The following is a 22632-nucleotide window of genomic DNA, read 5'->3' on the forward strand; positions in this document are numbered from 1 at the left end:
GTAGGGCGATTTTGAGCGTGTGGCGCCGCTTCGAGTTGTGTGCGGCCGAATCGAGTCGTGCTTTTGCGAGCAGCCGACGCGGCGAGCGTTGTCGCGGTGCTCAGAGGGTGCGCGTCATGAAGACGCTGTGCGGGTCCTCGATGTAGTCCGCGAATGGTGGGCAGACCTCGAAGCCGTGCCTGGCGTAGAGCCGTTGCGCCGGGGCGAAGTAGTCGGAGGCTCCGGTCTCCAGGCTGAGCCGGTGGAAGCCGCGTGCACGGGCCTCGGCAATGAGGTGGTTCAGCAGGGTGGCGGCGATGCCGCGACCGGTGCGATCGGTGGCGGTACGCATCGACTTGATCTCGCCATGAGTGGCGTCGAGCCGTTTGAGCGCGCCACAGCCCGCGAGTTCGCTGTCTTCCCAGGCACTCCAGAAGGTGATGTCGGGGCCGCGCAGGGCATCCAGGTCGAGGGCGTGCACGCTATCGGCGGGCGAGTTGTCGTACATCTCGGCCAGATGCTGGGTGAGCAGCGCCGCCACCTTCGGACCGGAGAGATCGTCGACCACGATCCGCAGGTCGGCGGTTCGGCTCGATAGCTGCTCGTCGATATCGCTGGACATTCGTCCATCATGGACCGCGCCCTGGGGCCCCGCTGTCTGGGTCGGTACTCGACGAAGGCCTTCGGGACGCTTTACTGTGAGGGCACTCGCCCTCACCTTAGGTGGCCAACGATGTCGATGTTCGAGAAGTTCGCGCAGCAGGCGAACAACGTGCTGATCAAACCTCGCCGCCTGCCCGCGCCCTGGGTGCCGTCGCTGGCCGATCGGGTCGCGGGACGCCCTGTGCTCATTACCGGCGCGTCCAGCGGGATCGGCCGGGCGCTGGCCGAGGCGGTCGCCGCGGCGGGCGCGACGACCCTGGTGGTGGCACGGCGCGCCGACGAACTCGGGGTGCTGGTGGGCGAGATCGGCGCGCGCGGCGGGGTGGCGCACGCGATCGCGGGGGACCTGTCCACCGAGGAGGGCATTGATGCCGTCGCCGACCGGGTGCTCGCCGAATTCGGCGCACCGGAGATCCTGGTCAATAACGCGGGCCGCTCGATCCGTCGGTCGGTGGCGAATTCCGAACGCCGCCTCCACGATTACGAACGCACCATGCGGGTGAACTACCTCGGTGCGGTCGGGCTCACCCTGCGCCTGCTGCCGGGCATGCGAGCTCGCGGCTCCGGCTACGTGCTGGCGAGTTCGTCGATCGGGGTGCAGGCCAACCTGCCGCGGTTCTCGGCGTATGTGGGGTCCAAGGCGGCGTTGGATGCGTTCATGCGGGTCGCCGCCGTCGAATGTCTCAGTGACGGAGTCCGATTCGGCACCGTGCATCTGCCGCTGGTCGATACCGACATGATCGGACCGACCGGCTGGGGTGGGTTCACCCCGCTCGCTGTGGACGATGCGGTGGCATTGCTGATCGACGCGCTGCGGCGGCAACCGGACCACGTCGGCGTGCCCTTGGGCGCCCTCGCCGCGACCGGCGGTCAGCTGATGCCACGGACCGCGCGACTGCTGCTGCACTACTTCCATCGCATGGTCCCCGAATCGGCTGCGGCTAAGGGGCTTCGACCCGATTGTCCGTCGATTGCATCCGATGGCGGAAATCTCAACAGCACAAGCGAAGTTCGGCCCGACCGCCGCGGCGGATCGATGCCAGCCGACGTGCGGACGGCCGCGGACCACGCAAGGATCGAATCATGAAGTTTGCCAACAAGTTCGGGACTCTGGCCACCATCGCGGCGCGCCGGGCCGCCGATGAGACCTACTACGCCGCACTTACTGTGCGTGCCGGACTCGCGACGCCCGAACGACCGGATCGGATCGCCAGAATGGGCGCGGCGGTATTGCGCTCGGGACTGCTCGGTGGACTGACAACCGTTGCCGCCCTGCGTTATCGCGATCGCAGTGCCATTATCGACGAACTCGGCCGCGTTACCTTCCGTGAACTCGATGAGCGCAGTACCGCGCTCGCGAATGCCTGGCGCGCGCGAGGTCTGCGCGACGGCGAAGGTGTGGCGATCCTGGCGCGCAACCATCGCGGCTTCCACTATTCGGTTTTCGCCGCGGCCAAGTGCGGCGCCCGAATCATCCTGCTCAACACCGACTTCGCGGGCCCGCAGCTGCGCGAGGTGGTGACCCGCGAGGGCGCCGATCTGCTGGTCTTCGACGACGAATACGCCAGCATGCTGGGCGATTTCATGCCCCGGCGCGGTCGCTACCGCGCCTGGGCCGATAAGCCGGGCGTGGACACCCTGGACAATCTCATCGCGGGCGCCGCGCGCACACCGCCGCGCAAACCACGTACCGCCGCCCGTGTCGTCCTGCTGACCAGCGGGACGACCGGAACCCCGAAGGGGGCGCCCCGCGGCAGTGAGCCGACCTCGCTGTCGCCGCTGGGTGCCATCCTCGTCAAGGTGCCGTTCCGGGCGCGCGAAATCACCGAATGCCCGGCACCGCTGTTCCATACGCTCGGTTTCGCGCATGCCATCCTCGCGGTCGGCTTCGGATCGACGCTGGTCATCCGGCGCCGCTTCGACGCGCAGGCGGTGCTGGACAGTCTGGACCGGCATGGCGCGACAGCGATGATCGTGGTGCCGGTCATGCTACAGCGGCTCGTCGACGCGGGACCGAAAGCCTTTGCCGGCCACGATCTCTCGCGGTTGCGGATCATCTTCGTCGCCGGATCCCAGTTGGGCGCCGAGCTGTGCGGCCGAGTGACCGAAGCCTTCGGACCCGTGGTCTACAACATGTACGGATCCACCGAGGTGGCCTACGCGACCATTGCCACGCCCGCCGATCTGGCGGTGGAGCCCGGCTGCGTCGGCTCGCCGGTGCCGAACACCACCGTGAAGATCTTCGACGACAATGACCGCGAGGTGGGGCCCGGCACTACCGGGCGGATCTTCGTCGGCAACAACTACCAGTTCGAGGGCTATACCGGCGGCGGTGACAAGCCCCGCATCGGGCGGTTGATGTCCACCGGCGATGTCGGCCATTTCGACAGTGCCGGAAGGCTTTTCATCGACGGCCGGGATGACGATATGATCGTCTCCGGTGGCGAGAACGTCTTTCCCGGCGAGGTCGAGGAACTCCTCGCGGCCCATCCGGCGGTGGCGGAGGTCAGCGCGTTCGGCGTGCCCGATGACCGGTACGGTCAGCGACTGCGCGCGGTAGTCGTTGTGCGAGAGGGGTATTCGCTCACCGCCGATGAGGTGCGCGAACACGTCAAGACGCGGCTGGCTCGGTTCAAGGTGCCGCGTGATGTGTTGTTCATCGACGAACTACCGCGCAACCCCACCGGCAAGGTGCTCAAGCGTGTACTGCGGGAACTGTCGGCCTGAGCCAGCGCTCTCACATGATGCCCAGCATGCGCCGCATCGTATGCCGCAACTGCGCCGGATCCGGCATCGCCGTGCGGAACCACCCGGTCGGCGGCACCACCACCAGTCCGCCGCGCCGATACTCGACACAGTCGACGATGGCATCCGCGACCGCCTCCGGATCGGGCGCGTAACCGGGCGTGATGGTGCTGACCAGGACGCCCTGTTCGGCGAGTCCGCGATGCAGTGCGGTACCGAGCCCGACCACCGCGTGTTTGGTCGCGCAGTACACCGCGGCGCCCAGAGCGGCCGTCACGCCGATGGCCGAACCGATATTGACGATGTGGCCGTGCCCCTGTTCGGCGAAACGCAGTCCGGCGAGCCGGGATCCGATGATCACCGCGCGCAGGTTGGTGTCGATCTGCCGGTCGGATTCCTGCCAGGACTCCATGAGAAACGAACCAGTCGGTTCGATATCGGCGGCATTCACCACCACATCAAGACCGCCCAGTCTGCGTTCGGCGGTCGACAGGAATTCGGCGAACCGCACGTCGTCGGTGACCTCCAGCGGCAGACCGACCGTGTCGGCGCCATGAATCCGGTTGAAATGGGCGGTGATAGCACGCACTTTGCCCGCATCCGCGTCGCCGATCGCCACATCGGCCCCCGCGGCGAGGAAGGCCAACGCGGCCTCCTTGCCGATGCCGTAGGTGCCGCCCGTAATCGCGACGCGCGTTCCGACAAGGGTTCTTCTGGGCATGTTGTGCTCGCCTACCTTGCTCTTCGCTCGACGATAGCCACGACGGTAGATTCGCGGCGGCGCGGTAGCCATGCGATATCGGGTCATGACATTGCGCATACCGGTCAGCTCGAGTCGAATTCGATTGATATATCCGATGTTCGGCCAAAACCCTGCGAGTATCGGCCAGATGCGATCACGATGGATCGGTGGCCTCATGGGAGTGGCGGCGGTCGGTGGCACATGCGGCGATCCTTGCCGAGGTCGCCGATGACCACGATCTGACACGCGAGGACATCCTGTGCGGTACCGGTATCGATCCGGTGGTGTTGAAGACGCCGGGCGCGGAGATCGCCGCGGCACAAGAACTCCAACTCGTCCGCAATATCGTCACCCTGCTCGACGACCAACCGGGCGTGGGCTTCGAGGCGGGCATGCGCACGCGGGTCACCACCCACGGCGTGCTCGGGATGGCGGTGCTGAGCAGTCCGACGATGCGTTCGGCCATCGAGGTCGCGATGCGCTACTTCAGCATGCTGACCTCGTTCGCGCGCGCCTGGCACGTCTACCACGACGACGAGATCTGGCTCTATGGCGACGATCGTGATCTGCCGGGGGACGTACGTGCGTTCCTCGCCGAGCGGGATGTGGCTGCGCTGCTGTACAACTGGTATCTGGTGTTCGGGGTGCCGCCGCCGGTGGTGCGCGCCGAGGTCGCCGGTGGGCTCCTGCCTCGACTGCGGCCGATATTGGACCAGTTCGAGATTCCCAGCATCGAATCCGCGGAGCTCCAGCTCGCGGTCTTCGATGCCACCGATATCGATCGGCCGATGCCCAACGCCAGCCCGCTCACCGCGCTGCTGTTCGAGGAACAATGCGTCGACCTGCTGCAACGGCGCGGCTTGAAACAGGGCCTTGCCGGATCGGTGCGCGAGATGCTGCTACATCGGATGAACGGCCGCATCACCCAGGAAGCCGTGGCGGAGCAGCTGCACATGAGCCTGCGCACAATGCGGCGACGCCTGGCCGATGAGGGCACCTCCTACCGGCGACTATGTGTGGAGACCTACCGAACGCTCGCCGAAGAACTGCTGGCCACCGGGCTCACCGTCGAGGATGTCGCCTACCGCATGGGCTATTCCGGCGCACCCAGCTTCTCCAACGCATTCAAACAATGGCGCGGGATCTCACCCGGCCGCTTCGCCCGAGCCGCCGCCGACCGCCTCCGCCCGAGCGTCGCGCAGTAGCCGCCGCGAGCCGAATGGCTTGGGGGCCAGACGATCCCGGTCTGACAACAGCGTTCGAATACGATGCAATTCCGGGAAGCTGGACCGGTGTTCGGTGATGGGATCTGCCCCGCTGGTGGCCAACTCTGCGAAGTGTTGCGAGGCGATGAGTCGCACCTTTTGTCGGGATCCGCACTCGGTGTGGCACGCAACGTGGTCGATGACGTGCTCGCTGCGGGAATGCAGGCTCCGACGAATGGTGCGGCTGAAGGGGTTGCTGTGGAAAGGGCGGCCGAGGGGCGTGTCGGATGCGAGCATGGATAGTAGCGCGGTGTCGGGAGGTGATGGGTGTGGTGGAGTTCGCACACGAGTATGCCGCCCTGCGGTGGTCGGTGGTTGTGGCGTTCCTCTTCGCGGCGGCGGTGGTGCTCGGCCGGTTGACGGCACCGGCTCGTGCGATGCGGCGGATGCCGGGGCAGTGTGGTGACCCCGGGACGGTCGCCGTTCCGCTCGTTGGTGTCGGAAGAGCGGCTGATTCTCTTCGGCCGCAAGCACATTCGACTGGTCAGAGTGTGGCGGCATGTCACGAATCCGATGCCGCGCATCTGATCATGTGTCTGGTCATGCTCGCGATGCTGGTCTTCCCCGCGGGCGCGGATCCGGTCGCGTTGCGCGGGGTGCTCATCGCCATGATCGTCGTCTTCGCGGCACTGCTGGTGGATCGAATCGTGGAGTGGCGCAGTGCAACTCGGTTGGTGCCCGGCGATCGAATGGTCGCGCTGGGATACCACCTCGTCGTCGCGGTCGCGATGCTGTATGCGATGTCCGGCCACGGTGCCCGCGGTCACGCCGGGGGGCCGGTGCCGGTTCCCGCCCTGGCGCTCGCCACGTTATTCGCCGCGGATGCGATCGCGCTGATCATCGCGGCGAGCACCGGACGTCGCCAACGCTGGCTCGGCCATCCGATCGGCCCGCCGACCGACTCGCCTCAGCCCGGTTCCTTCATCACCCGCACACTGTCATCAGCGATGATCCCCCACCTCGCCATGGACCTGGGCACCACCTACATGCTGATCGCCGCCATCTCCACCTGACCCCGGCGTTGGACAAGCGATCACTATGCGCTCATGCAGAGTCAACGCCGAGAGCGCACCTGCACCAACGCATTCTCGAGTTATAGGGTGATTGTGGCGTCGGGGGAGACTCGGCCGCCTAGGCGGACCCAGCCGTCGGAGTCCCATTCGGTGAAGAGTTGGGAGCCTTTGCCCTGGGTGATGATGAGGCTGCGGCGGAGTAGGGCGGTGAGGGCTACGGCGGCGGCGCCGGTGGCTTCGTCCTCGGAGATGCCCATGGACGGGGCGAACATCCGGGAGCGCAGTGCGCCGCGGTGCTCGTCGGTCCAGGTCCACAGGTAGTGCTTGCCCTCGTCGAAGTCGTCGGGCCGCAGGTGCGTCAGTGTGTCGACGTCGTCGAGCTGGTGGAAGGTGAATTCCGGCGCCCATTCGCCGCGCGCCCTGATCCAGGTGAGGCTGTCGGTGATTTCGACGGCGACCGGACCCGCGGGCACCTGCAGGATCCGCACCGGGCGGCCCTGCTCGGCGAACCACCACGCGGTACCCACGGACGGGTGCCCGGCGAAGGGCAGCTCCACCGCGGGGGTGTAGATCCGTACCTTGGCGATCTCATCGACCGGCTCCTCGACGACGACGGTCTCGCTGAAGCCCGCCTTCGCCGCCAGCGCCTGGTGGTCCGCCTCGGCGACATCGCTTGCCCGGGCGATGCCGAGTTCGTTACCACCCCGCCCGGCCGGGTCCGTGAAAACGCGCACGACCTCGACCCGTGTACCCATGGCCTCCGGTTCACCTTGTGTGCCCATGATCGCGAGCCTACCGGCTCTGCACCAGTGATCCCATGACCTCATCGGCCGATGTGCGTCTGGGACAAATACGCCTTCGATGTGCCGATTTGCCGGTTATATTCCAATCGTCCCCTTGGATCAGTGCCGACAGGGCATATCCGAGCCCATGGCGACGAGGACGTCCAGCGCGTTGTCCTTACCGGTGTCTCAGGTGCTCTTCGGCAGCAACTCGGCGACGGTGTCGTGATTTCCGAAGGCCGCCAATGCCTCCCAGACCCAGGTGTCCTTCCGGCGGGCGCTCGCAGTGGTCCACTGCTCGAAGATCGCACCGGTTGCGGCGGCGAGAGTCGAAGTGTCGCAATGCTCGCGAATGCGCGCAAGCGCACCATGCGGACAGTGCTCCCACTGGCCATCGCGCCACGAAACCCGCGCGGCTGTCGGTGTTTCGAGGGTGATGGCGGGAGTCTGCTTGCGGCGCGGTCGATCCCACGGCGGGTCACACGATCGCCGGTATCACCTCAGCGGGGTGGTATCGACCGTCACGCCGGGCAGGCATTCGACGACCAGCTGTCGCGCGGATTCGGGCAGTTCCTCGCGCATGGCGGCGGCGAGTTCCGGATGGCGTCGGACGTGCTGGCGGAAATCGTCGACGCTCTGGTGACGTGTGGTCCGTGCAGCGAGCACGCGCATGGCACGAACCGGAAACCGTTTGGTGGACGCGAGCAGCGTCGCCGCGGTGGAGATGCGCCACGCGTGCTCGGCCAGGAAGTCCAGCGCGGTGTCACTGGGAAGACGGGCGAGCAGGCGAGATACGGCGTCCAGGCCCGGCGCGGAGCTGTTGCCTCGACCTTGCTCATAGAGCCGGATGAGCACGGGAACCGCGTCGGGGCCCAGATGGGCCGCGAGACTGTAGATCAGCGACTTGTTGTCGCGCAGCTGGTGCCATTGCCAGCTGAGCAGATCGATGATGCGGTGCGCGTGCGCCGGATCGGTCACCGAGGCGAGCAGGAAGGTCGAGCCGAAACTATCGGTGAGTTGCGGATCGGCGAGATCGGTTGCTACCCAGTGCTGTTCGGTTGGGAACAGGTAGGAGGTCAGCAGCCGGATCGATAGCGTCCCGCGCCGCAACTGCCGCGCCTGGTCGAGGGCATCGGCATAGTCCATCTCGCCGGACGCGGCCAGTAGCGTGCGCAGCCGCCGGACCAGGGTGGCGGGCGGGTCGCAGGGCCGAGCCGTCACCCGATAGGCGGCTGGACCCGAGGGTCCGCTCCACATGTTCGACGACTGCGACTCCGCGTAGACGCCGGTGAGCGCGGCCACGGTCGAGACGGCGAATCCGAGGCCGTGGGTGGCGACGAGATAGTCGGCCAGATCCGCGTGGTTGTCGTAGTAGCGGCCGAGGTCGGCGGCATCAAACAGCTTCGCGTCCATGCCGATCGCGGCACAGACGGCCGCGCCGAGCGGATCAGTGCCCGGCAGGGACAAGTACTGTGCGCCCCGCTGGGCGAGCACCCGATGTGAGCCCGAGTGGCTCAGGATGGCGCGGATACGCTCTACGGAACGCGCCAGACTATCGGAGATCGACTGTGCCGCAGTCATATTCAGGGCGACACCAGCCGTGGGGCAGCGTCCCCGAAATGGATCGGTTTTCGGCCACCAGGGGGTGGGTACCACCCAGACGTCCTCATCGGTCGGTGGCGTGCGGACAGCCATCGGCCCGTCTCCCTTGTTCACGAGGTGCGTATCGCGGACAGGTTAACGAGCCGCTCCGACATCTACCGGTCGACGCGGAAACGGCAGCGGCTCCGCCCTTTCGGGCGGAGCCGCTGCTCGCGTGACGAGATATCAGACCGCGGCGGCGGCCAGCGTCTCCGTGGACTGCACGGCCTGGCCGACACCGGCCACGATCGCGGCCGCGCGCAGCGATTCGAAGATCACCTCGCGTGCGATGCCCGCCTCGCGCAGCGTCTTCTCATGTGCTTCCAGGCAGTGGGCGCAGCCGTTGATCGAGGAGACCGCGAACGACCACAGCTCGAAATCGGCCTTGTCCACGCCCGGGTTGCCGATGATGTTCATCCGCAGACCGGCACGCAGGTCGTCGTAGCGGCCTTCGAGAAACGCCTTGCCCCGGTAGAACACATTGTTCATGCCCATGATCGAGGCGGCGCCGAGTGCGGCGTTGTAGGCCTCCGCCGACAGATTGTCCGCGGCCTCCTCGGCGATCTCACGCAGCGTCGTCGCCGACCGGGTCGCGGCCGCCGACGCCAGGAGGGTGCCCCACAGTTGCTGGTCGTTCAGCACGGTGGTGCGTGCGATGGACGATAGATTGAGCTTGAGGTCCTTTGCGTACTCGGGTAGGGAGTTCTTCAGGGTCTCAATGCTCATTCGGCGAATCCTCTTCTCATTCGGTGGTTTTCAGGTGTTTCGGATAGTGCTCAGACGCTCGCGGCGAGCAGTTCGCCCGCGTTGATGGTCGGATCGCCCTTCTTCCAGTTGCAGGCGCACAGCTCGTCGGACTGTAGTGCGTCGAGCACGCGCAGCACCTCGTCGACATTGCGGCCGACCGAACCCGCGGTCACCGAGACGAACTGGATCTCGTTGTTCGGGTCGATGATGAAGGTGGCGCGGTCGGCGACGCCGTCGGCGTTGAGAACGCCGGTGGCGGAGGCCAATTCACGCTTGAGGTCGCTCAGCATCGGGAACGGGAGGGTCTTGAGATCTTCGTGCTGGGCGCGCCACTGGAAGTGTACGAACTCGTTGTCGACCGAGGCGCCGAGCACCTGCGCGTCGCGGTCCTCGAACTCCTCGTTGAGCTTCCCGAAGGCGGCGATCTCGGTCGGGCACACGAAGGTGAAGTCCTTGGGCCAGAAGAAGACGATGCGCCACTTGCCGGCGTGGTCGTCGGAGGTGATCTGGGTGAAGTAGTCGTCAGGCTGCTGAGCGTCGACCTTCGACAGGTCACCGCCGATCACCGCGGTGAGGTTGTATGCCGGGAATTGGTCGCCGATGGTCAGCAAAGCCATGCTTGTCTCCTCGTCAGTCGGGTTGCTAGAGCGAGTGGATCGAAAAGCTCACGGGTGATCTTGCCCAAAGGCTGATGAAAGGTAAACGTGATCAGTCGCACTACACTGATAGGCGTGACTGATCAGACTTATCAGCCGACCCTGTCGCAGCTGCGTGCGTTCGTAGCGATTGCGGAATATCGCCATTTCGGCACCGCGGCAGCCAGGCTCAGTGTGAGCCAGCCCACGTTATCGCAGGCACTGGCCGCATTGGAACACGGGCTCGGCCTGCAGCTGATCGAGCGCAGTACCCGTCGCGTGCTCGTCACCGCCGCGGGTATGCGGCTGCTGCCGCAGGCGACGGCCACCCTCGAGGCAGCCGATCGATTCGTCGCCTCGGCGACCGGTGACAGTCTGGGCGGCACCCTGCGGATGGGCATCATCCCGACGGTTGCTCCCTATGTGCTGCCGAGTCTGCTGCCCGAGTTGCGCAAGGTATTGCCCGCCTTGCTTCCTCAGGTGATCGAGGACCAAACCGCCCGCCTGCTGGAGGGGCTGCGTACCGGGGTGCTGGATGTGGCACTGCTCGCGCTGCCGACCGAGGCGCCCGGTCTGGTCGAGATCCCGTTGTACACCGAGGAATTCGTGCTGGTCACCCCGCGCGGCCACGAGCTGGCCGGTCGCACCGATGTCGCCGCGGCGACCCTCGATGCGCTGCCGCTGCTGCTCCTCGACGAGGGGCACTGCCTGCGCGATCAGACCCTGGAATTCTGCCGCTCCGCCGACGCGCATCCGGCCGCGGTCGGCGATACCCGCGCCGCCTCGCTGGCGACCGTAGTCCAGTGCGTCGCGGGTGGTCTCGGCGTAACGCTGATCCCGGAGATGGCGGTCGAGGCCGAAACCGCGCGCGGCACATTGGAAACCGCGCACTTCGCCGCGCCCGCACCGGGGCGCACATTGGGTCTGGCGTTTCGCGCGTCGACGGCGCGCGCCGATGATTACGCGCGGCTCGCGGAGATCATCCGATCGCAGCGGCCCGGGGCGAACTGAATCGGCACCTGTCCGTGTGGGAAATCGCGCAGCACGAGCCTCGGCCGTTCGAAGGTCGGTTACTCCCATTGGGCGGCCGATGGTCGCCGCGGGCCGAAGGGGCGGGTCGCCCGGCGCGCGACTGGACCCGCGCTGCACACTGGGATCAGGGTGTGGAGTCGCCGAGCAGTTCGGTCGCCGTGTGGTGGATTTTGCGTAGGGCGTTCATCAAATGGCGTCGTTCGGTGGGGGTGAGATCTGCGGTTACCTTGTCCTCCAAGGATTGTCGCTGCGCCTCGACCGGCTGCTGCAGAGCGCGGCCCTTATCGGTGAGCCAGAGGCGGACGAGGCGGTTGTCGTGGTCGTCGCGGCGGCGCTCGAGCAGGTCTGCCGCGCTCATCCGGGTGGCCATCTTGACGACGGTGGGGGTGGTGACGTTCAGCGCCGCCGCGACCTCGCCCGGGGTGCGGCCGTCGCGCTCCCACAGCAGGGCCAATACGTGATTCTGGCCCAGATGTAGTCCGTACGTGCGCATCTCGCGATCAGCGAGGGCACGCAGCACCTTCGAACTGCGGCCGTGCAGATCGAGGAATTCGGGCACGGTCGGCCTCCTTGTCGTGGTCGCCGGACATTGACGCCTGATCGTTAGCCGTCTAACGTTTTTGTTCGTTAGACGGCTAACGATGTGGAGATCTGATGATAGTTGTTACCGGCGGCACCGGAAATATCGGCCGTGAACTCGTCGGCGAACTCGATGCCAGGAGCGCGGAATTTCGTGTGCTCGTTCGTGATCCGGCTCGTGTCGCCTGTATCGGTCGGGGCGAGCTGATCGTCGGTGACCTGGACGATCCAGCCACCCTGGCGGCGGCCTTCGACGGTGCCGACAAACTGTTCCTACTGGTACCGGGCATCGGCTCGGAGCACACCGTGAGTGCGGTGAACGCGGCGCGAGCCGCCGGGATCCGGCATATCGTGCAACTGTCGTCCTTCAACGCGATGGGCGATCCCGTCCCGGCCATGGGGCGTTGGCATCGCGACCGCGAGCGCATCGTCGCCGAGTCCGGCATTCCGGTGACCGTGCTGCGCCCCGGTGGCTTCATGACGAACGCGCTGGCATGGGCACCGACGATTCGCTCCGGCGGTGCGGTGCTCGATCCCACCGGACCGGGCCGCTATGCGCCGATCGATCCCGCCGATATCGCCGCCGTTGCGGCCGAACTACTCACCAACGATGGCCACCGAGGCATGACCTATACCATCACCGGCGCGCAAACCTACACTGTCGCAGAGCAAGTCGCGACCATCGCCCGAACGATCGGCCGCGCCATCGAAATCCACGAGGCGGCCACACCGCGGGAAGCCTTGCACTCCCGCTACCCCGACGGTGCACCACCCGCACTGGCCGCCGCGATCATCGAGGGATTCGAATTGATGCGCGCCGACACAGTCGGTTTCCGCACCGACACCGTCCATCACCTCCTCGGCAGGCCCCCGCGCACATTCGAACACTGGTGCACCCGCAACATCGACGCTTTCCGTGCCCCATAAAACTGACCTGCCCCCTTGGACAAGCGATCACCATGCGCTCACGCAGGTACGAGAGCACACCTGCACCAGCGCATTCTCGCCGGATGTGCCCCGGGGGTTCGGGGGCTTTTAGGGTGGGGCGCATGGGTGGTGTTCGTGTACCTCGTCACCCGATCACTCGACCCGACCGGGCAGGGGGCGGGCACGATGGACCATATGCTGGAAGCCCGCGGTCAACGCCTTCGCGATCACCTTCGCCGACCGCTGGCCAAACGCCCAAACCTACTGAGAGAAACCGCCGGAAACACCGTTAGTGGTGGCGTGTCCACACGGTGACCGCGCGGCAAAGAGCACCCAAGGACATCATGAGTCAGACAATGGCTACACCTCGCGACGCCCTCCTGGACCTGCGCCGGGCCGCCTCGGCGGGGCTGCTCGATCTCGACGGGTCCAGCCCCGCCTCGCCCGACGCGGTGCGGGTGCGGGAAACCCTCCTGGTGCCGCACTTCGGTACCGTTGCCTGGTCGGTCCCGCCGAGCTACCGGGCGCTGCTGGCGGAGCACAATCGGCTGCGCTGCCATCGGGAGGAGGATGATCGCGAGCGCGAGTTCGTTCTCGTGGACGAGGGGGAGCTCGTCGAGTTGAACGCCGAACTGGTGCACATGCCCGAGGGGGTCAGTCGCGAGCCGGGGCGGTACCTGTCGACCAATCACCTGGTCGGGTTCGCCGAAGCCGGTTACGAGGCGGTGTGGTGTTTCGATATCGCGCAGCCGGGCGGAGACGGCGAGTACCCGGTCTACTACCACCATCAAGATGAGCCGCGGACACGCTACCTCGCGGACGGTGCATGGGAAGAGCAGGCCGACGCCGTGCCCGACTTCCCGTCGTTCGCGGCCTGGCTCGAGGCGATGGCTGCGGCCTTCACCTCCACGCAGCCCCCGGCCTGGTTCGACGAGATGGGCACCCCGGCCCTGGTATGGCTCGCCCGTGACGGGATCTTCCAGGCCGGCGGCCGGTACTGATCGGGTGCGGCTGGCCGGGCCGATACCGACCCCGAGGTCGGACCGGTCAGCTCTGCCCCTTGCCCTTTCGGGGAGCGCGCCCGCCGGGAAGCAGTACGGTCGGGTCTGCGGTGGATTCTCTGGGCGGGTGCGGTGTGTCGGAGAACGACGGCTGATCGTTGGTGTGGCGTGGTTCCTGGTGAGTGGGACTGGGCGGTCGGGTGGCGGCGATTGGGTAGGAGGTTGGGCGTATGGATATGGCGGGTGCCCGGGGGCAGGGGCTGGGGGAGTTGTTGCGGCGCAGTGCTGCTCGGGTGCCGGAGAAGACGGCGCTGGTCTGGCGGGATCGGCGTGAGTCATATGCCGAGCTGGACGCGGCGGTGAATCGCGTGGCGCAGGCGTTGGCCGAACGGGGTGTGGAGCAAGGGGATCGGATCGCGATCTACGCGCGTAACTCGCGGGAGTTCGTACTGGTGTACTTCGCACTGGCCCGATTGGGCGCGGTGTCGGTGCCGATCAACTTCATGCTCAAGGGCGATGAGATCGCCTATATCCTGCGGCACTCCGGAGCCATCGGGCTGATCGTGGAGGATGGGTTGGCCGCCGAGGCGCTGGTCGCCGTGAAGCAGTTGGGCGAGAGCGTGATTCGGGTGCGCGGGTGGATCGGTGCGCCACCTCCCGATGGCTGAGAGGACATCGCGGGGTGGGAGGACCATACGGACTCCTCCGAACCCGATATCACCATCGGCGATGACGATCCCGTGCAGCTGATGTACACCTCGGGCACCGAATCGCGGCCGAAGGGGGCGATGCTGTCGAGCCGGAGCCTGATCGCGCAATACGTGAGCGCGATCGTGGACGGCGGTATGAGCGCCGATGACATCGAGATCCACGCGCTGCCGCTGTATCACTGCGCGCAGCTGCACTGCTTCCTGACCCCGGATATCTATCTCGGCGCGACCAGCATCATCCTCGGTGCGCCGGATCCGGTGACCATCCTGCGCACCATCGAGCAGGAGCGGGTCACCAAGCTGTTCTGTCCACCGACCGTGTGGGTTTCGCTGCTGCGCAGCCCCGAATTCGATACCTACGACCTGTCCTCGCTGCGCAAGGGCTACTACGGGGCCAGCATTATGCCGGTGGAGGTGCTGACCGAACTCGCGCAACGGCTGCCCGGGGTCGGACTGACCAACTTCTACGGCCAGACCGAAATGGCACCGCTGGCAACCGTTCTCGGTCCGCAAGACCAGCTGAGCAGGCCGGGGTCGGCCGGTCGCGCGGCGCTCAATGTCGAGACCAGAATCGTCGACGACGAAGGCGTTGCGGTCCCACCGGGTGTGGTGGGCGAGATCGTGCACCGCTCACCGCAAGCCATGCTCGGTTACTGGAACGACCCGGACAAGACCGCGCAAGCCTTCCGCGACGGCTGGTTTCACAGCGGGGACCTCGGCGTCATGGATACCGACGGATACCTCTCGGTGGTGGACCGCAAGAAGGACATGATCAAAACCGGTGGTGAGAACGTCGCCAGCCGTGAGGTCGAGGAGGTGCTCTACGCACACTCGGGCGTCTCCGAAGCCGCCGTTATCGGCCTGGCCCACCCGTACTGGATCGAGGCCGTGACCGCGATCGTCGTGCCGCGCAACGGAACAACCCTGAGCTCCGGGGAACTGGTCAGCCATTGCGCCACCCGGTTGGCCGGCTACAAGGTGCCCAAGTACATCGCCTTCGCCGAAGAGCTGCCCAAGAATCCGAGCGGCAAGATCCTCGAGCGCGAATTGCGTTCCGAATACGCGCATCTCGTGGAGTAGGGCGCTAGTTGCAGGTCTCGAATTCACTGCGGAGTCGGCGCTGGAGGGCGATGGCATCGGGGGTGAGGTAGTTCTCCGGGTGCGTGTCGGCGGCACTGTCGCGCTCAGTGCATCCAGCGATCTTGACGCTGCCGGTGAACAGCTTGTCCGGCGTGTAGCTGCCCCAGTTCCAACGCAGGTCCATCGGGTGTTCGGAGGTCCGGGTGCTGGCGATGACGGCGGTCAGGTCCTGGTAGGCAGTGTCCGGACTGTGCACTCCGACGGAAAGATTCGCGATATATCCGTCGGTGACGTGAACGAAGGCAACCGGGGCCGGGAGACCGGTGAGCAGGGCTTGGATGTCGTGTTCCTGCTGGGTGCTGAACGGAAGATCGACGGTCCACACCGGGGCCCGGTTCGCGGGTCTGATGGTGACTCGTGCACCGTCGCCGCCCAGGACAGTGCGCACCGCTGCGAGGGAATCCGTTGTAGGCGGCGACTTTTCGATCTCGATCGCGGAGGTCGACCAGGTGATAGCGGCGCGGGGCAGACTCGCGCCCAGTTCCCGCAACATGCGGGTGCGAGTACCGATCCGCGCCGGATCCAATGCGGTGTCGAGTTTCAGCTCCAGTTGATCGCCGACGGTGAAGTCGGCCGATTGCTGGAAGTTGTCGAAATCGTGCCGCTTGATCGCATTGATGCAGTCGACCACATCCGCGATCTGCGCCTCGGAAGCCTTGCGCATCGATATGGTCAGGTCCAGGTGGGGGCCCTGGGTGAGGTCGTCGGCATAGTCGACCGTGACGCTCTCGACGCCCGGCATGGTGCTGAGTTCGGCGCGTAGCCGATCCGCCTGTGGGCGGCGGTCGGCCGCGTTCGTGCACCCTGCCAGGACGATCATGGTTGCGACGGCGATCCCCGCCGCGAGCGTGCGCCGGATCATGCGGGCCTTTCCTCTCGCAGTGCGTCCTGGTGGCACGGTACGCGTGCGGGTGGCGAATTCGCGGTAGCCGCCGTCCGCGTGCCCTGCGGCGTACCCTCCGCTGGTGGGCAGTTCCAGGGATCCGGTGGACGAATCGGGCGCGTTTGTGCTGGGCGAGCGGTCGGCGCCCGGGCGACGGATCGCGATGACGGACGCCGATCGGTTGTTCGTGTACGGAACGCTGCGGTTTCCCGAGGTATTGGTCGAGTTGATCGGGCGGTGCCCGGAGTTGGTCGCCGGGGAACTGACCGGATGGCGGGTGGCGGCGTTGCCGGGGCGGGTGTATCCGGGGTTGGTGCCCGCCGCGGGTGGGTTGGCGCGGGGTGTGGTGCTGTCCGGACTCGATGTGGGGGAGTGGGCGGTGCTCGACGCCTTCGAGGACGATGAATACGAGTTGCGACGGGTCGCGCTCGGCGCGGATGTCGTGTGGACCTATGTGTGGACCTCGGTTGTCGCGCAGGATGATTGGTATGCCGATCGCTTCGCGGCCGAGCACCTCGGCTCGTTCGTGCTGCACTGCGCTGAATGGCGGCGGACGCTCTGATTTCCCGATTTGCCATTCCAAGACGACCGGTCATATATTAACCCCATGGCGCGACCGCGACGCAGTGACGACACCCGGCAGCTTCTGGTGGAGGAGGGGGCCGCCGGATTCCTGACGCACGGCTATCACGGGACCGGCATCAAACAGGTGCTGGATGCGGTCGGGGTACCGAAGGGGTCCTTCTACAACTACTTCGACAGCAAGGAGAGTTTCGGTCGCGCGATCATCGACCATCATTCGCTGTGCGTGCAGCGCAATCTGGCCGAGGCGCTCGGGTCGTCGGCGGATCCGATCGTCGGGTTGCGAGCATTCTTCGCGCGGCTCATGGACGACTTCGTGCGGGCGGAGTTCACCGGTGGGTGCCTGATCGCGAATCTCGGCGGCGAGTTGGAGGGCAGTGAGGTGCTGCGCGAATCTCTAGCCGGTGCCTGGCATTCCTGGCGCGACGGGGTGGCGGTGGCGCTGCGTCGGGCACAGGAACTCGGCACCATTCGTGACGATATCGACGCGACCGATCTGGCCGACCTGCTGCTGGAGTCGTGGGAGGGCGCGGTGATCAGAATGAAGATCGAGCGTTCACTCGAGCCGCTGCACAAGTGTCTGCGTCGACTGCTGGACGACTACTTCCTGGCCTGAGCGGGTCGGCCCTTTCCGGCGCCCGCTCACCTATTCCAAGACGACCGGTCGTATCGAGAAGTATCACTAGGAAGAGAGAAGAATATGGTGAGCGCACAGACGGTCATCGTGACCGGATCCTCCAGCGGGATCGGACGCGATATCGCCAGGGCCTTCGTGGAGCGCGGCGACAACGTCGTGCTCAATGGGCGAGATGCGGACAAACTCGCCGCGGTGGCGGACACATTGGGCGCGCCGGAACGGACTGCCGTCTTCGTCGGCGATATCGGTTCTCCCGCAACGGGAACCGAGCTGGTCCGCCTCGCGGTCGAGCGCTTCGGCCGGGTGGACGTGCTGGTGAACAATGCGGGGATCTTCGGCGCCAAGCCCTTCGTCGATGTCACCGAGGCGGACCTCGACAGCTATCTCAACGGCAACCTGAAGGGCACCTACTTCACCACGCAGGCCGTCGTCCGCCAGCTCCGAGCGCAGAAATCCGGTGGCAGCATTGTGAATATCGGGACGGTGCTGATCGATCACGCGCTGGCGGGGCTGCCCGCGTCCGCTGCGCTGGTCAGCAAGGGCGGCGTACACGCGCTGACAACGAGTCTGGCGGCGGAACTGGCCGTGGACGGGATCCGTGTGAATGCCGTTGCCCCGGGCATCATTCGCACACCGCTGTTCGGTGGTGGCGATGAAACCTCCTCGGGCAGACTGGCTTTGCTCAACCGCATCGGTGAGGTGAGCGAAACCACCGCGGCGGTGGTGTATCTCGCGGACGCCGCGTTCACCACCGGTCACATCTTCCCCGTCGACGGCGGGTTCATCTCGGGAAGGGCCGCGTAATGCCTTACGTCAATATCAAAGTCACCGACGAGGGTGTCACGCGGGAGCAGAAGTCCCAGCTGATCAAGGGAGTCACCGATCTGCTGCGTGATGTGCTCGGAAAGGATCCGGCGACTACGTTCGTGGTGATCGATGAGGTCGCGCTGACGGATTGGGGCGTCGGCGGTATGAATGTCGAGGACTGGCGCAAGCAGTCATAGGTTCGAGAGTTCGGCCTGTGCGCCCATTCTTGCCCGAGGATCGCACCGGATCGGGGCGAGAATGGGCGCTTCGGCTTCGCATCGGTCCCCTAATCGAAGGGGTATCGGTCACCCAGCATCGACCGGTCACCGATGAAATAGTTCAGGACGAGGTCATCGGCGACTTGGATCAGCACATCGCAACCCTCGACCTCGGACATCCAATCCCTCGGCATCGCGGAGAAACCGTGGGTGGCGCCGATCAGGTTGCCGGTGACGGCACCGGTGGAATCGGAGTCACCGGAATGGTTCACCGACAGCAGCAATGCCGTGCGCACATCGCCGGTTCGAGCCGCGTACAGGGCGCAGTACACGGCGATGGCCAGGCATTCCTCCGCGACCCACCCCGCACCGACCTGCTCGACCTGTTCGGCGCTGGCCGGCTGCTCGGCCAGCGCGACCGCCAGGTTCAACGCCGCCGCCGTCTCCGCGCTCGCCGGAAACGTCGTGAGCTGAGTAATGGTCTGCCGCACCGCAACCGGCAGCTCGACACCGCTAACCACGCGATCGACCAGTGCCGCGAACGCGCCCGCGGCCAGATATCCCGTGGGATGTCCGTGAGTCAGCTGCGCACCCCGCGCCGCCGCGGTGAACGCGAGGTCGGGTCCCATACCGGCGAGGCCGAACGGTGCCGACCGCATGACGGTCCCGCATCCCTTCGACCCAGCATTCACCGGACCGGCCTCGCCGAGCGGGTGTGGCGCGAGATATCCCCGCGTCTGCTGGCTCAGCCCGGACATGCAGGCATTGCCCGGCGCACGCGCGGCATACAAAAACGGCAGACCCGCCAGCCAACCGTCGACCTCGACTGCGGGCCCGTCCTGTCGCTGGGTCCGCAACCAGCGCAGATACGCCTTTCGCAACGCTGGCACCGGGTCGGCGCCCGGCGTGCACCGCAACAGCCCCTCCGCAGTGAACAGCGTCATCTGGGTGTCGTCGGTAACCTGCTGCGGCGCACCAGCGTCATGCTGTGGCAGATACCCCCGCACCCCCGCCATGCCATACCGTTGGCGAATCTGATTCAGCCGCAGGAATTCGATGGGCCACCCCAGCGCGTCACCGACCGCCCCACCCAATAGCGAACCCCGCACCCGATCGAAGACCATCGTGTAATCCACCACGACACAACATCATTACGCATCCGGTCGGCCCGCTGTTCATGGGGCGACAGGATGCCGTCGAGCGTCGGTTCTGGCTCGTCGTGCCATCGGGAGGCGTCGATGAACCCCAGTTTTGGAGCCGCGCTGTTAACCTGAGATCCGATGCATCCGGTCGAGGAGCATGGCTATGCCCGGAAACGTTCGACCCGACAGCAGATGGCGACGGGCGATTGCCGACCGTGACATCCCGTCCGCACTGATCGCGCGAGCGCGGCGCAACGGCGGGATCATGCGGGTCAGGGTGCCGTTGCCGGGACGGTGCTGGCTTATCACCGATAGCGACCTCATCGACCGAGTGCTGCGTACCGGTGCGGGCCAATTCGACAAGGGCGGCCCGATCTACCGGATCATCCGCGACGCGACGGGCGACGAGGGGTTGTTCGCGGTCAACGATCCGCAAACATGGCGGACCTTGCGCGAACACACGAACCCCGCGTTCGCCGCGGCCGATCTGGCACCGCTCGCGCACGAGAGTGTCCGCCGACTCGATGACCGCATCGGCAGTTGGCACCCGGACCGAGCCGTCGAGGTGTTCACAGAATTCGAACTGCTCAATGTGGAACTGCTGGCACAGCATCTTTTCGGCCAGGCCGTCGACTGCGCGACCCTGGTGCGACTGGCCCAGCCGATCTTCGACAGCCAGCGCAAGCGGTGGTTCCGGATCGGCGGCGCCGGCTATCGGCGGGCCATCGCGGCCATGGACGCCGAGGTCTATGCGATTATCGACCGGCGGCGCGCATTGGCCGACTGCGACGGTGACCTGCTCGGCCACCTATTGCAGGTGCGTCCGGAACTGCCGGTGCGGCGGATACGCGATCAGGTGATGAGCCATCTGATGGCGGGTTTCGACAGCACGGCGTGCGCCCAGGCGTGGGCATGTGTGCGGCTCGCCGACAATCCGATCGAACTGGCCGAATTGCGGACCGAAGTCGAACAGACGCTGGGGAGCCGGGCACCGGCCGCAGCCGATCTGGCTCGGTTGCCGCTGCTCACAACGTTTTTCGAGGATGTCGTGGCACAGCGGCCGGCATTCCCGCTCATCTTCCGCAATGTCGCGGCCGATACCGAACTGGCCGGTCGCCCGCTGCGTCGGGGCGACCAACTGTTCATCGCTCTCGGCCCCACCCGCCTCCCCTTCGGCACCGGCAAACGAAAATGCCTCGGCGAACCGATGGCACTACTCACCGGTGCGCTGTCCATCGCCGTACTCGTACAGCGCTTCAGCCGATGGCAGCGCATGCGACCGGGCAACCAGCAGGTCCGCTACGCGACGACAGCTCCCCCTCGACACAGCGAGATCCGCTTCACGCCATAGCCGCGGCAACCCACATCGCTCGCCTCGCGCTACGCAGCCCCGACCGCTCGGCACGATCGAAAGCTTCGACCGTAGTCGTTGAGGATTCCGCGAGTCGCGCTGAGCATGACACCTGAGCCGATCGAGCGGGCAAGGATCTGATCAATGCCGAATCGCACCGGCCAAGGTGAAATCCGTTGGGAACCGGTGCGATTCGAGGGTATTGCTACACGCGCAGCGCGTGCGGTTCGATCGCGCCGCGCACCAACGCCCGCGCGTCGACGGTCTCGGCGCGGTAGGGCAGCGTGGCCAGTCGATCGGTCATGGCGGGTACCGGATCATCGATCCGCTCGTTCAACCCGAACAGGAACGTCCACTCGTGCTCATCGCTGCCGTACTGCACCACGGTGGCGAACTGCTCGTGGAAGCGGTTCCAGGACCGCTTCAGCGTCTCGTTGCGCCACATCGTCGCGCAACCGGCCTGCGCGCTCAGCACGCCGCCGGGCGCGAGCAGTGCCCGACATCGCGACAGGAACTCCGACTCGTAGAGGCGGTTGTGCTGCGCGTCCTCGACCCGCTCATCGGGCAGATCGATCACGATGACGTCGTAGCGGGTACCCGCCTCGGCCGCACCGGCCAGGAAGTCCCACCCGTCGGCGTAGTGCACCTTGATCGGGCCGTCGCCGCGCACCGCGGCGGCCAGCTCATCGCTGGTGTAGCCGTAGGGCAGGTGCTCGGCGCACAACTCGACCTCGCGCTGGTCGATATCGACGTGATCCACCAGCGTCGCGCCCGCGGCGACCGACATCTGACTGGCCACACCCTCACCGGAACCGATGATGAGGACCTTGTCCAGCTTCGCGGCCAGCGCGAAGGCGGGGACCATCATCGCCTCGTGGTAGGTCAGCTGGGAGAACTCCGTGGACTGGCGATCGTCGTCGGAGAACAGGCTGATGCCCTGTTCGGTCCGCGCGATCACCATGTGCTGGAACGGAGTATGGGTGTCGACGAGCACCTCGTGCAGATCCCAGATGCGGGTCAGGCCGTTGCCGACCGGCTCCTCGATCCGCGTGGAGCCGTGCCCACGCTGGATGACCTGCATCCGAACATCCTTGGGAGACAACTTATCTCGCAGTAGCTCGACGGCCTTCGACGCGCCGGCGCCGATACTTCCGCAGGTGAAGACGTCGACAAAGATGTCGCCGGACTCCGGATAAGTGTGAATCGAGGCGTGGGACTCCGACAACAGCGCGAGGACGGTCACCCCCTGCGGATCGAACTTCTTGTGTACGACATCGCAGATGGTGACGCCCGCCGCGATCAGAGACTCGCGCAACGCCGATTCGAGTCGTTCGAGATCGTCGCAGAGATCTGCGTCGACACCACCGAACTCGGCCAGCACATGCCAGCCGGTGAATTCCGCCGTCATGGG

The 22632-nt window shown here is 66.1% G+C and carries 22 protein-coding genes and 2 pseudogenes; 14 read left to right on the forward strand and 10 right to left on the reverse strand.

Annotated elements, in window-relative coordinates:
• Positions 1–100: 100 nt before the first annotated feature.
• Complete coding sequence (locus tag ACQP2D_RS13885; protein WP_433684111.1) at positions 101–601, reverse strand: GNAT family N-acetyltransferase; 501 nt, start codon at positions 599–601, stop codon at positions 101–103.
• 111 nt (positions 602–712) lie between these two features.
• Here ACQP2D_RS13885 and ACQP2D_RS13890 point away from each other — a divergent pair, with 111 nt between their 5' ends.
• Both ACQP2D_RS13890 and ACQP2D_RS13895 read left to right on the forward strand, forming a co-directional pair.
• Entirely contained in the window at positions 713–1729 is a 1017-nt protein-coding gene (locus ACQP2D_RS13890; RefSeq protein ID WP_433684112.1) for an SDR family NAD(P)-dependent oxidoreductase, read from the forward strand.
• On the forward strand, positions 1726–3369 hold the full coding sequence (locus ACQP2D_RS13895) for an acyl-CoA synthetase (protein WP_433684113.1): 1644 nt from the start codon (positions 1726–1728) through the stop codon (positions 3367–3369). Before ACQP2D_RS13890 ends, ACQP2D_RS13895 begins: the two co-directional genes overlap by 4 nt.
• A gap of 10 nt (positions 3370–3379) precedes the next feature.
• Here the strand turns inward: ACQP2D_RS13895 and ACQP2D_RS13900 are convergent, their stop codons facing one another.
• Positions 3380–4108 (reverse strand): SDR family NAD(P)-dependent oxidoreductase, encoded by a 729-nt coding sequence (locus tag ACQP2D_RS13900; RefSeq protein ID WP_433684114.1) that lies wholly within the window; start codon positions 4106–4108, stop codon positions 3380–3382.
• Between the two features lie 188 nt (positions 4109–4296).
• Here ACQP2D_RS13900 and ACQP2D_RS13905 point away from each other — a divergent pair, with 188 nt between their 5' ends.
• Together ACQP2D_RS13905 and ACQP2D_RS13910 are read left to right on the forward strand one after the other, a co-directional pair.
• Positions 4297–5334 (forward strand): AraC family transcriptional regulator ligand-binding domain-containing protein, encoded by a 1038-nt coding sequence (locus tag ACQP2D_RS13905; RefSeq protein WP_433684115.1) that lies wholly within the window; start codon positions 4297–4299, stop codon positions 5332–5334.
• 329 nt (positions 5335–5663) lie between these two features.
• Positions 5664–6407: a DUF5134 domain-containing protein gene (locus ACQP2D_RS13910; RefSeq protein WP_433684116.1), complete on the forward strand. Its 744-nt coding sequence runs from the start codon at positions 5664–5666 to the stop codon at positions 6405–6407.
• A gap of 80 nt (positions 6408–6487) precedes the next feature.
• On the opposite strand, the gene ACQP2D_RS13915 is transcribed toward ACQP2D_RS13910, so the two are convergent.
• The 4 genes from ACQP2D_RS13915 to ACQP2D_RS13930 all read right to left on the reverse strand — a co-directional run bounded on the left by ACQP2D_RS13915 (position 6488) and on the right by ACQP2D_RS13930 (position 10194).
• Positions 6488–7162: a PhzF family phenazine biosynthesis protein gene (locus tag ACQP2D_RS13915; protein ID WP_433685642.1), complete on the reverse strand. Its 675-nt coding sequence runs from the start codon at positions 7160–7162 to the stop codon at positions 6488–6490.
• Between the two features lie 522 nt (positions 7163–7684).
• Entirely contained in the window at positions 7685–8884 is a 1200-nt protein-coding gene (locus ACQP2D_RS13920) for a hypothetical protein (protein WP_433684117.1), read from the reverse strand.
• 132 nt (positions 8885–9016) lie between these two features.
• Positions 9017–9556: a carboxymuconolactone decarboxylase family protein gene (locus tag ACQP2D_RS13925; RefSeq protein WP_433684118.1), complete on the reverse strand. Its 540-nt coding sequence runs from the start codon at positions 9554–9556 to the stop codon at positions 9017–9019.
• Positions 9557–9606: 50 nt separating this feature from the next.
• Entirely contained in the window at positions 9607–10194 is a 588-nt protein-coding gene (locus tag ACQP2D_RS13930) for a peroxiredoxin (protein ID WP_354952218.1), read from the reverse strand.
• Positions 10195–10308: 114 nt separating this feature from the next.
• Here ACQP2D_RS13930 and ACQP2D_RS13935 point away from each other — a divergent pair, with 114 nt between their 5' ends.
• Positions 10309–11223, forward strand: a complete 915-nt coding sequence (locus ACQP2D_RS13935) for a hydrogen peroxide-inducible genes activator (protein ID WP_433684119.1) — start codon at positions 10309–10311, stop codon at positions 11221–11223.
• A gap of 145 nt (positions 11224–11368) precedes the next feature.
• Here the strand turns inward: ACQP2D_RS13935 and ACQP2D_RS13940 are convergent, their stop codons facing one another.
• On the reverse strand, positions 11369–11803 hold the full coding sequence (locus ACQP2D_RS13940) for a MarR family winged helix-turn-helix transcriptional regulator (RefSeq protein ID WP_433684120.1): 435 nt from the start codon (positions 11801–11803) through the stop codon (positions 11369–11371).
• A gap of 95 nt (positions 11804–11898) precedes the next feature.
• Here ACQP2D_RS13940 and ACQP2D_RS13945 point away from each other — a divergent pair, with 95 nt between their 5' ends.
• The 4 genes and pseudogenes from ACQP2D_RS13945 to ACQP2D_RS13960 all read left to right on the forward strand — a co-directional run bounded on the left by ACQP2D_RS13945 (position 11899) and on the right by ACQP2D_RS13960 (position 15541).
• Positions 11899–12750: an NAD(P)H-binding protein gene (locus tag ACQP2D_RS13945; protein WP_433684121.1), complete on the forward strand. Its 852-nt coding sequence runs from the start codon at positions 11899–11901 to the stop codon at positions 12748–12750.
• A gap of 135 nt (positions 12751–12885) precedes the next feature.
• A pseudogene (locus ACQP2D_RS13950) lies at positions 12886–13018 on the forward strand (IS256 family transposase); the annotation flags it as partial.
• An 88-nt stretch (positions 13019–13106) separates the two neighbouring features.
• On the forward strand, positions 13107–13751 hold the full coding sequence (locus ACQP2D_RS13955) for an SMI1/KNR4 family protein (RefSeq protein ID WP_433684122.1): 645 nt from the start codon (positions 13107–13109) through the stop codon (positions 13749–13751).
• Positions 13752–13981: 230 nt separating this feature from the next.
• Positions 13982–15541: pseudogene (locus ACQP2D_RS13960) on the forward strand (acyl-CoA synthetase).
• 4 nt (positions 15542–15545) lie between these two features.
• Here ACQP2D_RS13960 and ACQP2D_RS13965 read toward each other — a convergent pair.
• Positions 15546–16463 (reverse strand): hypothetical protein, encoded by a 918-nt coding sequence (locus tag ACQP2D_RS13965; RefSeq protein ID WP_433684123.1) that lies wholly within the window; start codon positions 16461–16463, stop codon positions 15546–15548.
• Positions 16464–16566: 103 nt separating this feature from the next.
• On the opposite strand from ACQP2D_RS13965, the gene ACQP2D_RS13970 reads away from it, so the two are divergent.
• From ACQP2D_RS13970 to ACQP2D_RS13985, 4 genes are all read left to right on the forward strand, one after another.
• Positions 16567–17046, forward strand: coding sequence for a gamma-glutamylcyclotransferase family protein (locus ACQP2D_RS13970; protein ID WP_433684124.1), 480 nt, complete (start codon positions 16567–16569; stop codon positions 17044–17046).
• Between the two features lie 45 nt (positions 17047–17091).
• Positions 17092–17682 (forward strand): TetR family transcriptional regulator C-terminal domain-containing protein, encoded by a 591-nt coding sequence (locus ACQP2D_RS13975; RefSeq protein ID WP_433684125.1) that lies wholly within the window; start codon positions 17092–17094, stop codon positions 17680–17682.
• An 87-nt stretch (positions 17683–17769) separates the two neighbouring features.
• Positions 17770–18507, forward strand: coding sequence for an SDR family NAD(P)-dependent oxidoreductase (locus ACQP2D_RS13980; RefSeq protein WP_433684126.1), 738 nt, complete (start codon positions 17770–17772; stop codon positions 18505–18507).
• Positions 18507–18707 carry a tautomerase family protein gene (locus tag ACQP2D_RS13985; RefSeq protein WP_433684127.1) on the forward strand — a complete coding sequence of 67 codons (201 nt, stop codon included), beginning with the start codon at positions 18507–18509 and terminating at the stop codon, positions 18705–18707. The genes ACQP2D_RS13980 and ACQP2D_RS13985 overlap by 1 nt, the downstream gene beginning before the upstream one ends.
• 89 nt (positions 18708–18796) lie before the next feature.
• On the opposite strand, the gene ACQP2D_RS13990 is transcribed toward ACQP2D_RS13985, so the two are convergent.
• On the reverse strand, positions 18797–19867 hold the full coding sequence (locus ACQP2D_RS13990; RefSeq protein WP_433684128.1) for an ADP-ribosylglycohydrolase family protein: 1071 nt from the start codon (positions 19865–19867) through the stop codon (positions 18797–18799).
• A gap of 166 nt (positions 19868–20033) precedes the next feature.
• Here ACQP2D_RS13990 and ACQP2D_RS13995 point away from each other — a divergent pair, with 166 nt between their 5' ends.
• Complete coding sequence (locus tag ACQP2D_RS13995; RefSeq protein WP_433684129.1) at positions 20034–21221, forward strand: cytochrome P450; 1188 nt, start codon at positions 20034–20036, stop codon at positions 21219–21221.
• Positions 21222–21426: 205 nt separating this feature from the next.
• On the opposite strand, the gene speD is transcribed toward ACQP2D_RS13995, so the two are convergent.
• Entirely contained in the window at positions 21427–22629 is a 1203-nt protein-coding gene (speD, locus tag ACQP2D_RS14000) for an adenosylmethionine decarboxylase (RefSeq protein ID WP_433684130.1), read from the reverse strand.
• Positions 22630–22632 lie beyond the last annotated feature (3 nt).

The organism is Nocardia sp. CA-119907, from assembly GCF_050955995.1.
GTDB lineage: Bacteria > Actinomycetota > Actinomycetes > Mycobacteriales > Mycobacteriaceae > Nocardia.

Bases quoted from the DNA above. Each gene is read 5' to 3' on its own strand.
- ACQP2D_RS13885 (WP_433684111.1), bottom strand. From the start codon at position 601: ATGTCCAGCGATATCGACGAGCAGCTATCGAGCCGAACCGCCGACCTG.
- ACQP2D_RS13890 (WP_433684112.1), top strand. From the start codon at position 713: ATGTCGATGTTCGAGAAGTTCGCGCAGCAGGCGAACAACGTGCTGATC.
- ACQP2D_RS13895 (WP_433684113.1), top strand. From the start codon at position 1,726: ATGAAGTTTGCCAACAAGTTCGGGACTCTGGCCACCATCGCGGCGCGC.
- ACQP2D_RS13900 (WP_433684114.1), bottom strand. From the start codon at position 4,108: ATGCCCAGAAGAACCCTTGTCGGAACGCGCGTCGCGATTACGGGCGGC.
- ACQP2D_RS13915 (WP_433685642.1), bottom strand. From the start codon at position 7,162: ATGGGTACACGGGTCGAGGTCGTGCGCGTTTTCACGGACCCGGCCGGG.
- ACQP2D_RS13920 (WP_433684117.1), bottom strand. From the start codon at position 8,884: ATGGCTGTCCGCACGCCACCGACCGATGAGGACGTCTGGGTGGTACCC.
- ACQP2D_RS13925 (WP_433684118.1), bottom strand. From the start codon at position 9,556: ATGAGCATTGAGACCCTGAAGAACTCCCTACCCGAGTACGCAAAGGAC.
- ACQP2D_RS13930 (WP_354952218.1), bottom strand. From the start codon at position 10,194: ATGGCTTTGCTGACCATCGGCGACCAATTCCCGGCATACAACCTCACC.
- ACQP2D_RS13945 (WP_433684121.1), top strand. From the start codon at position 11,899: ATGATAGTTGTTACCGGCGGCACCGGAAATATCGGCCGTGAACTCGTC.
- ACQP2D_RS13955 (WP_433684122.1), top strand. From the start codon at position 13,107: ATGGCTACACCTCGCGACGCCCTCCTGGACCTGCGCCGGGCCGCCTCG.
- ACQP2D_RS13965 (WP_433684123.1), bottom strand. From the start codon at position 16,463: ATGATCCGGCGCACGCTCGCGGCGGGGATCGCCGTCGCAACCATGATC.
- ACQP2D_RS13975 (WP_433684125.1), top strand. From the start codon at position 17,092: ATGGCGCGACCGCGACGCAGTGACGACACCCGGCAGCTTCTGGTGGAG.
- ACQP2D_RS13985 (WP_433684127.1), top strand. From the start codon at position 18,507: ATGCCTTACGTCAATATCAAAGTCACCGACGAGGGTGTCACGCGGGAG.
- ACQP2D_RS13995 (WP_433684129.1), top strand. From the start codon at position 20,034: ATGCCCGGAAACGTTCGACCCGACAGCAGATGGCGACGGGCGATTGCC.
- speD (WP_433684130.1), bottom strand. From the start codon at position 22,629: ATGACGGCGGAATTCACCGGCTGGCATGTGCTGGCCGAGTTCGGTGGT.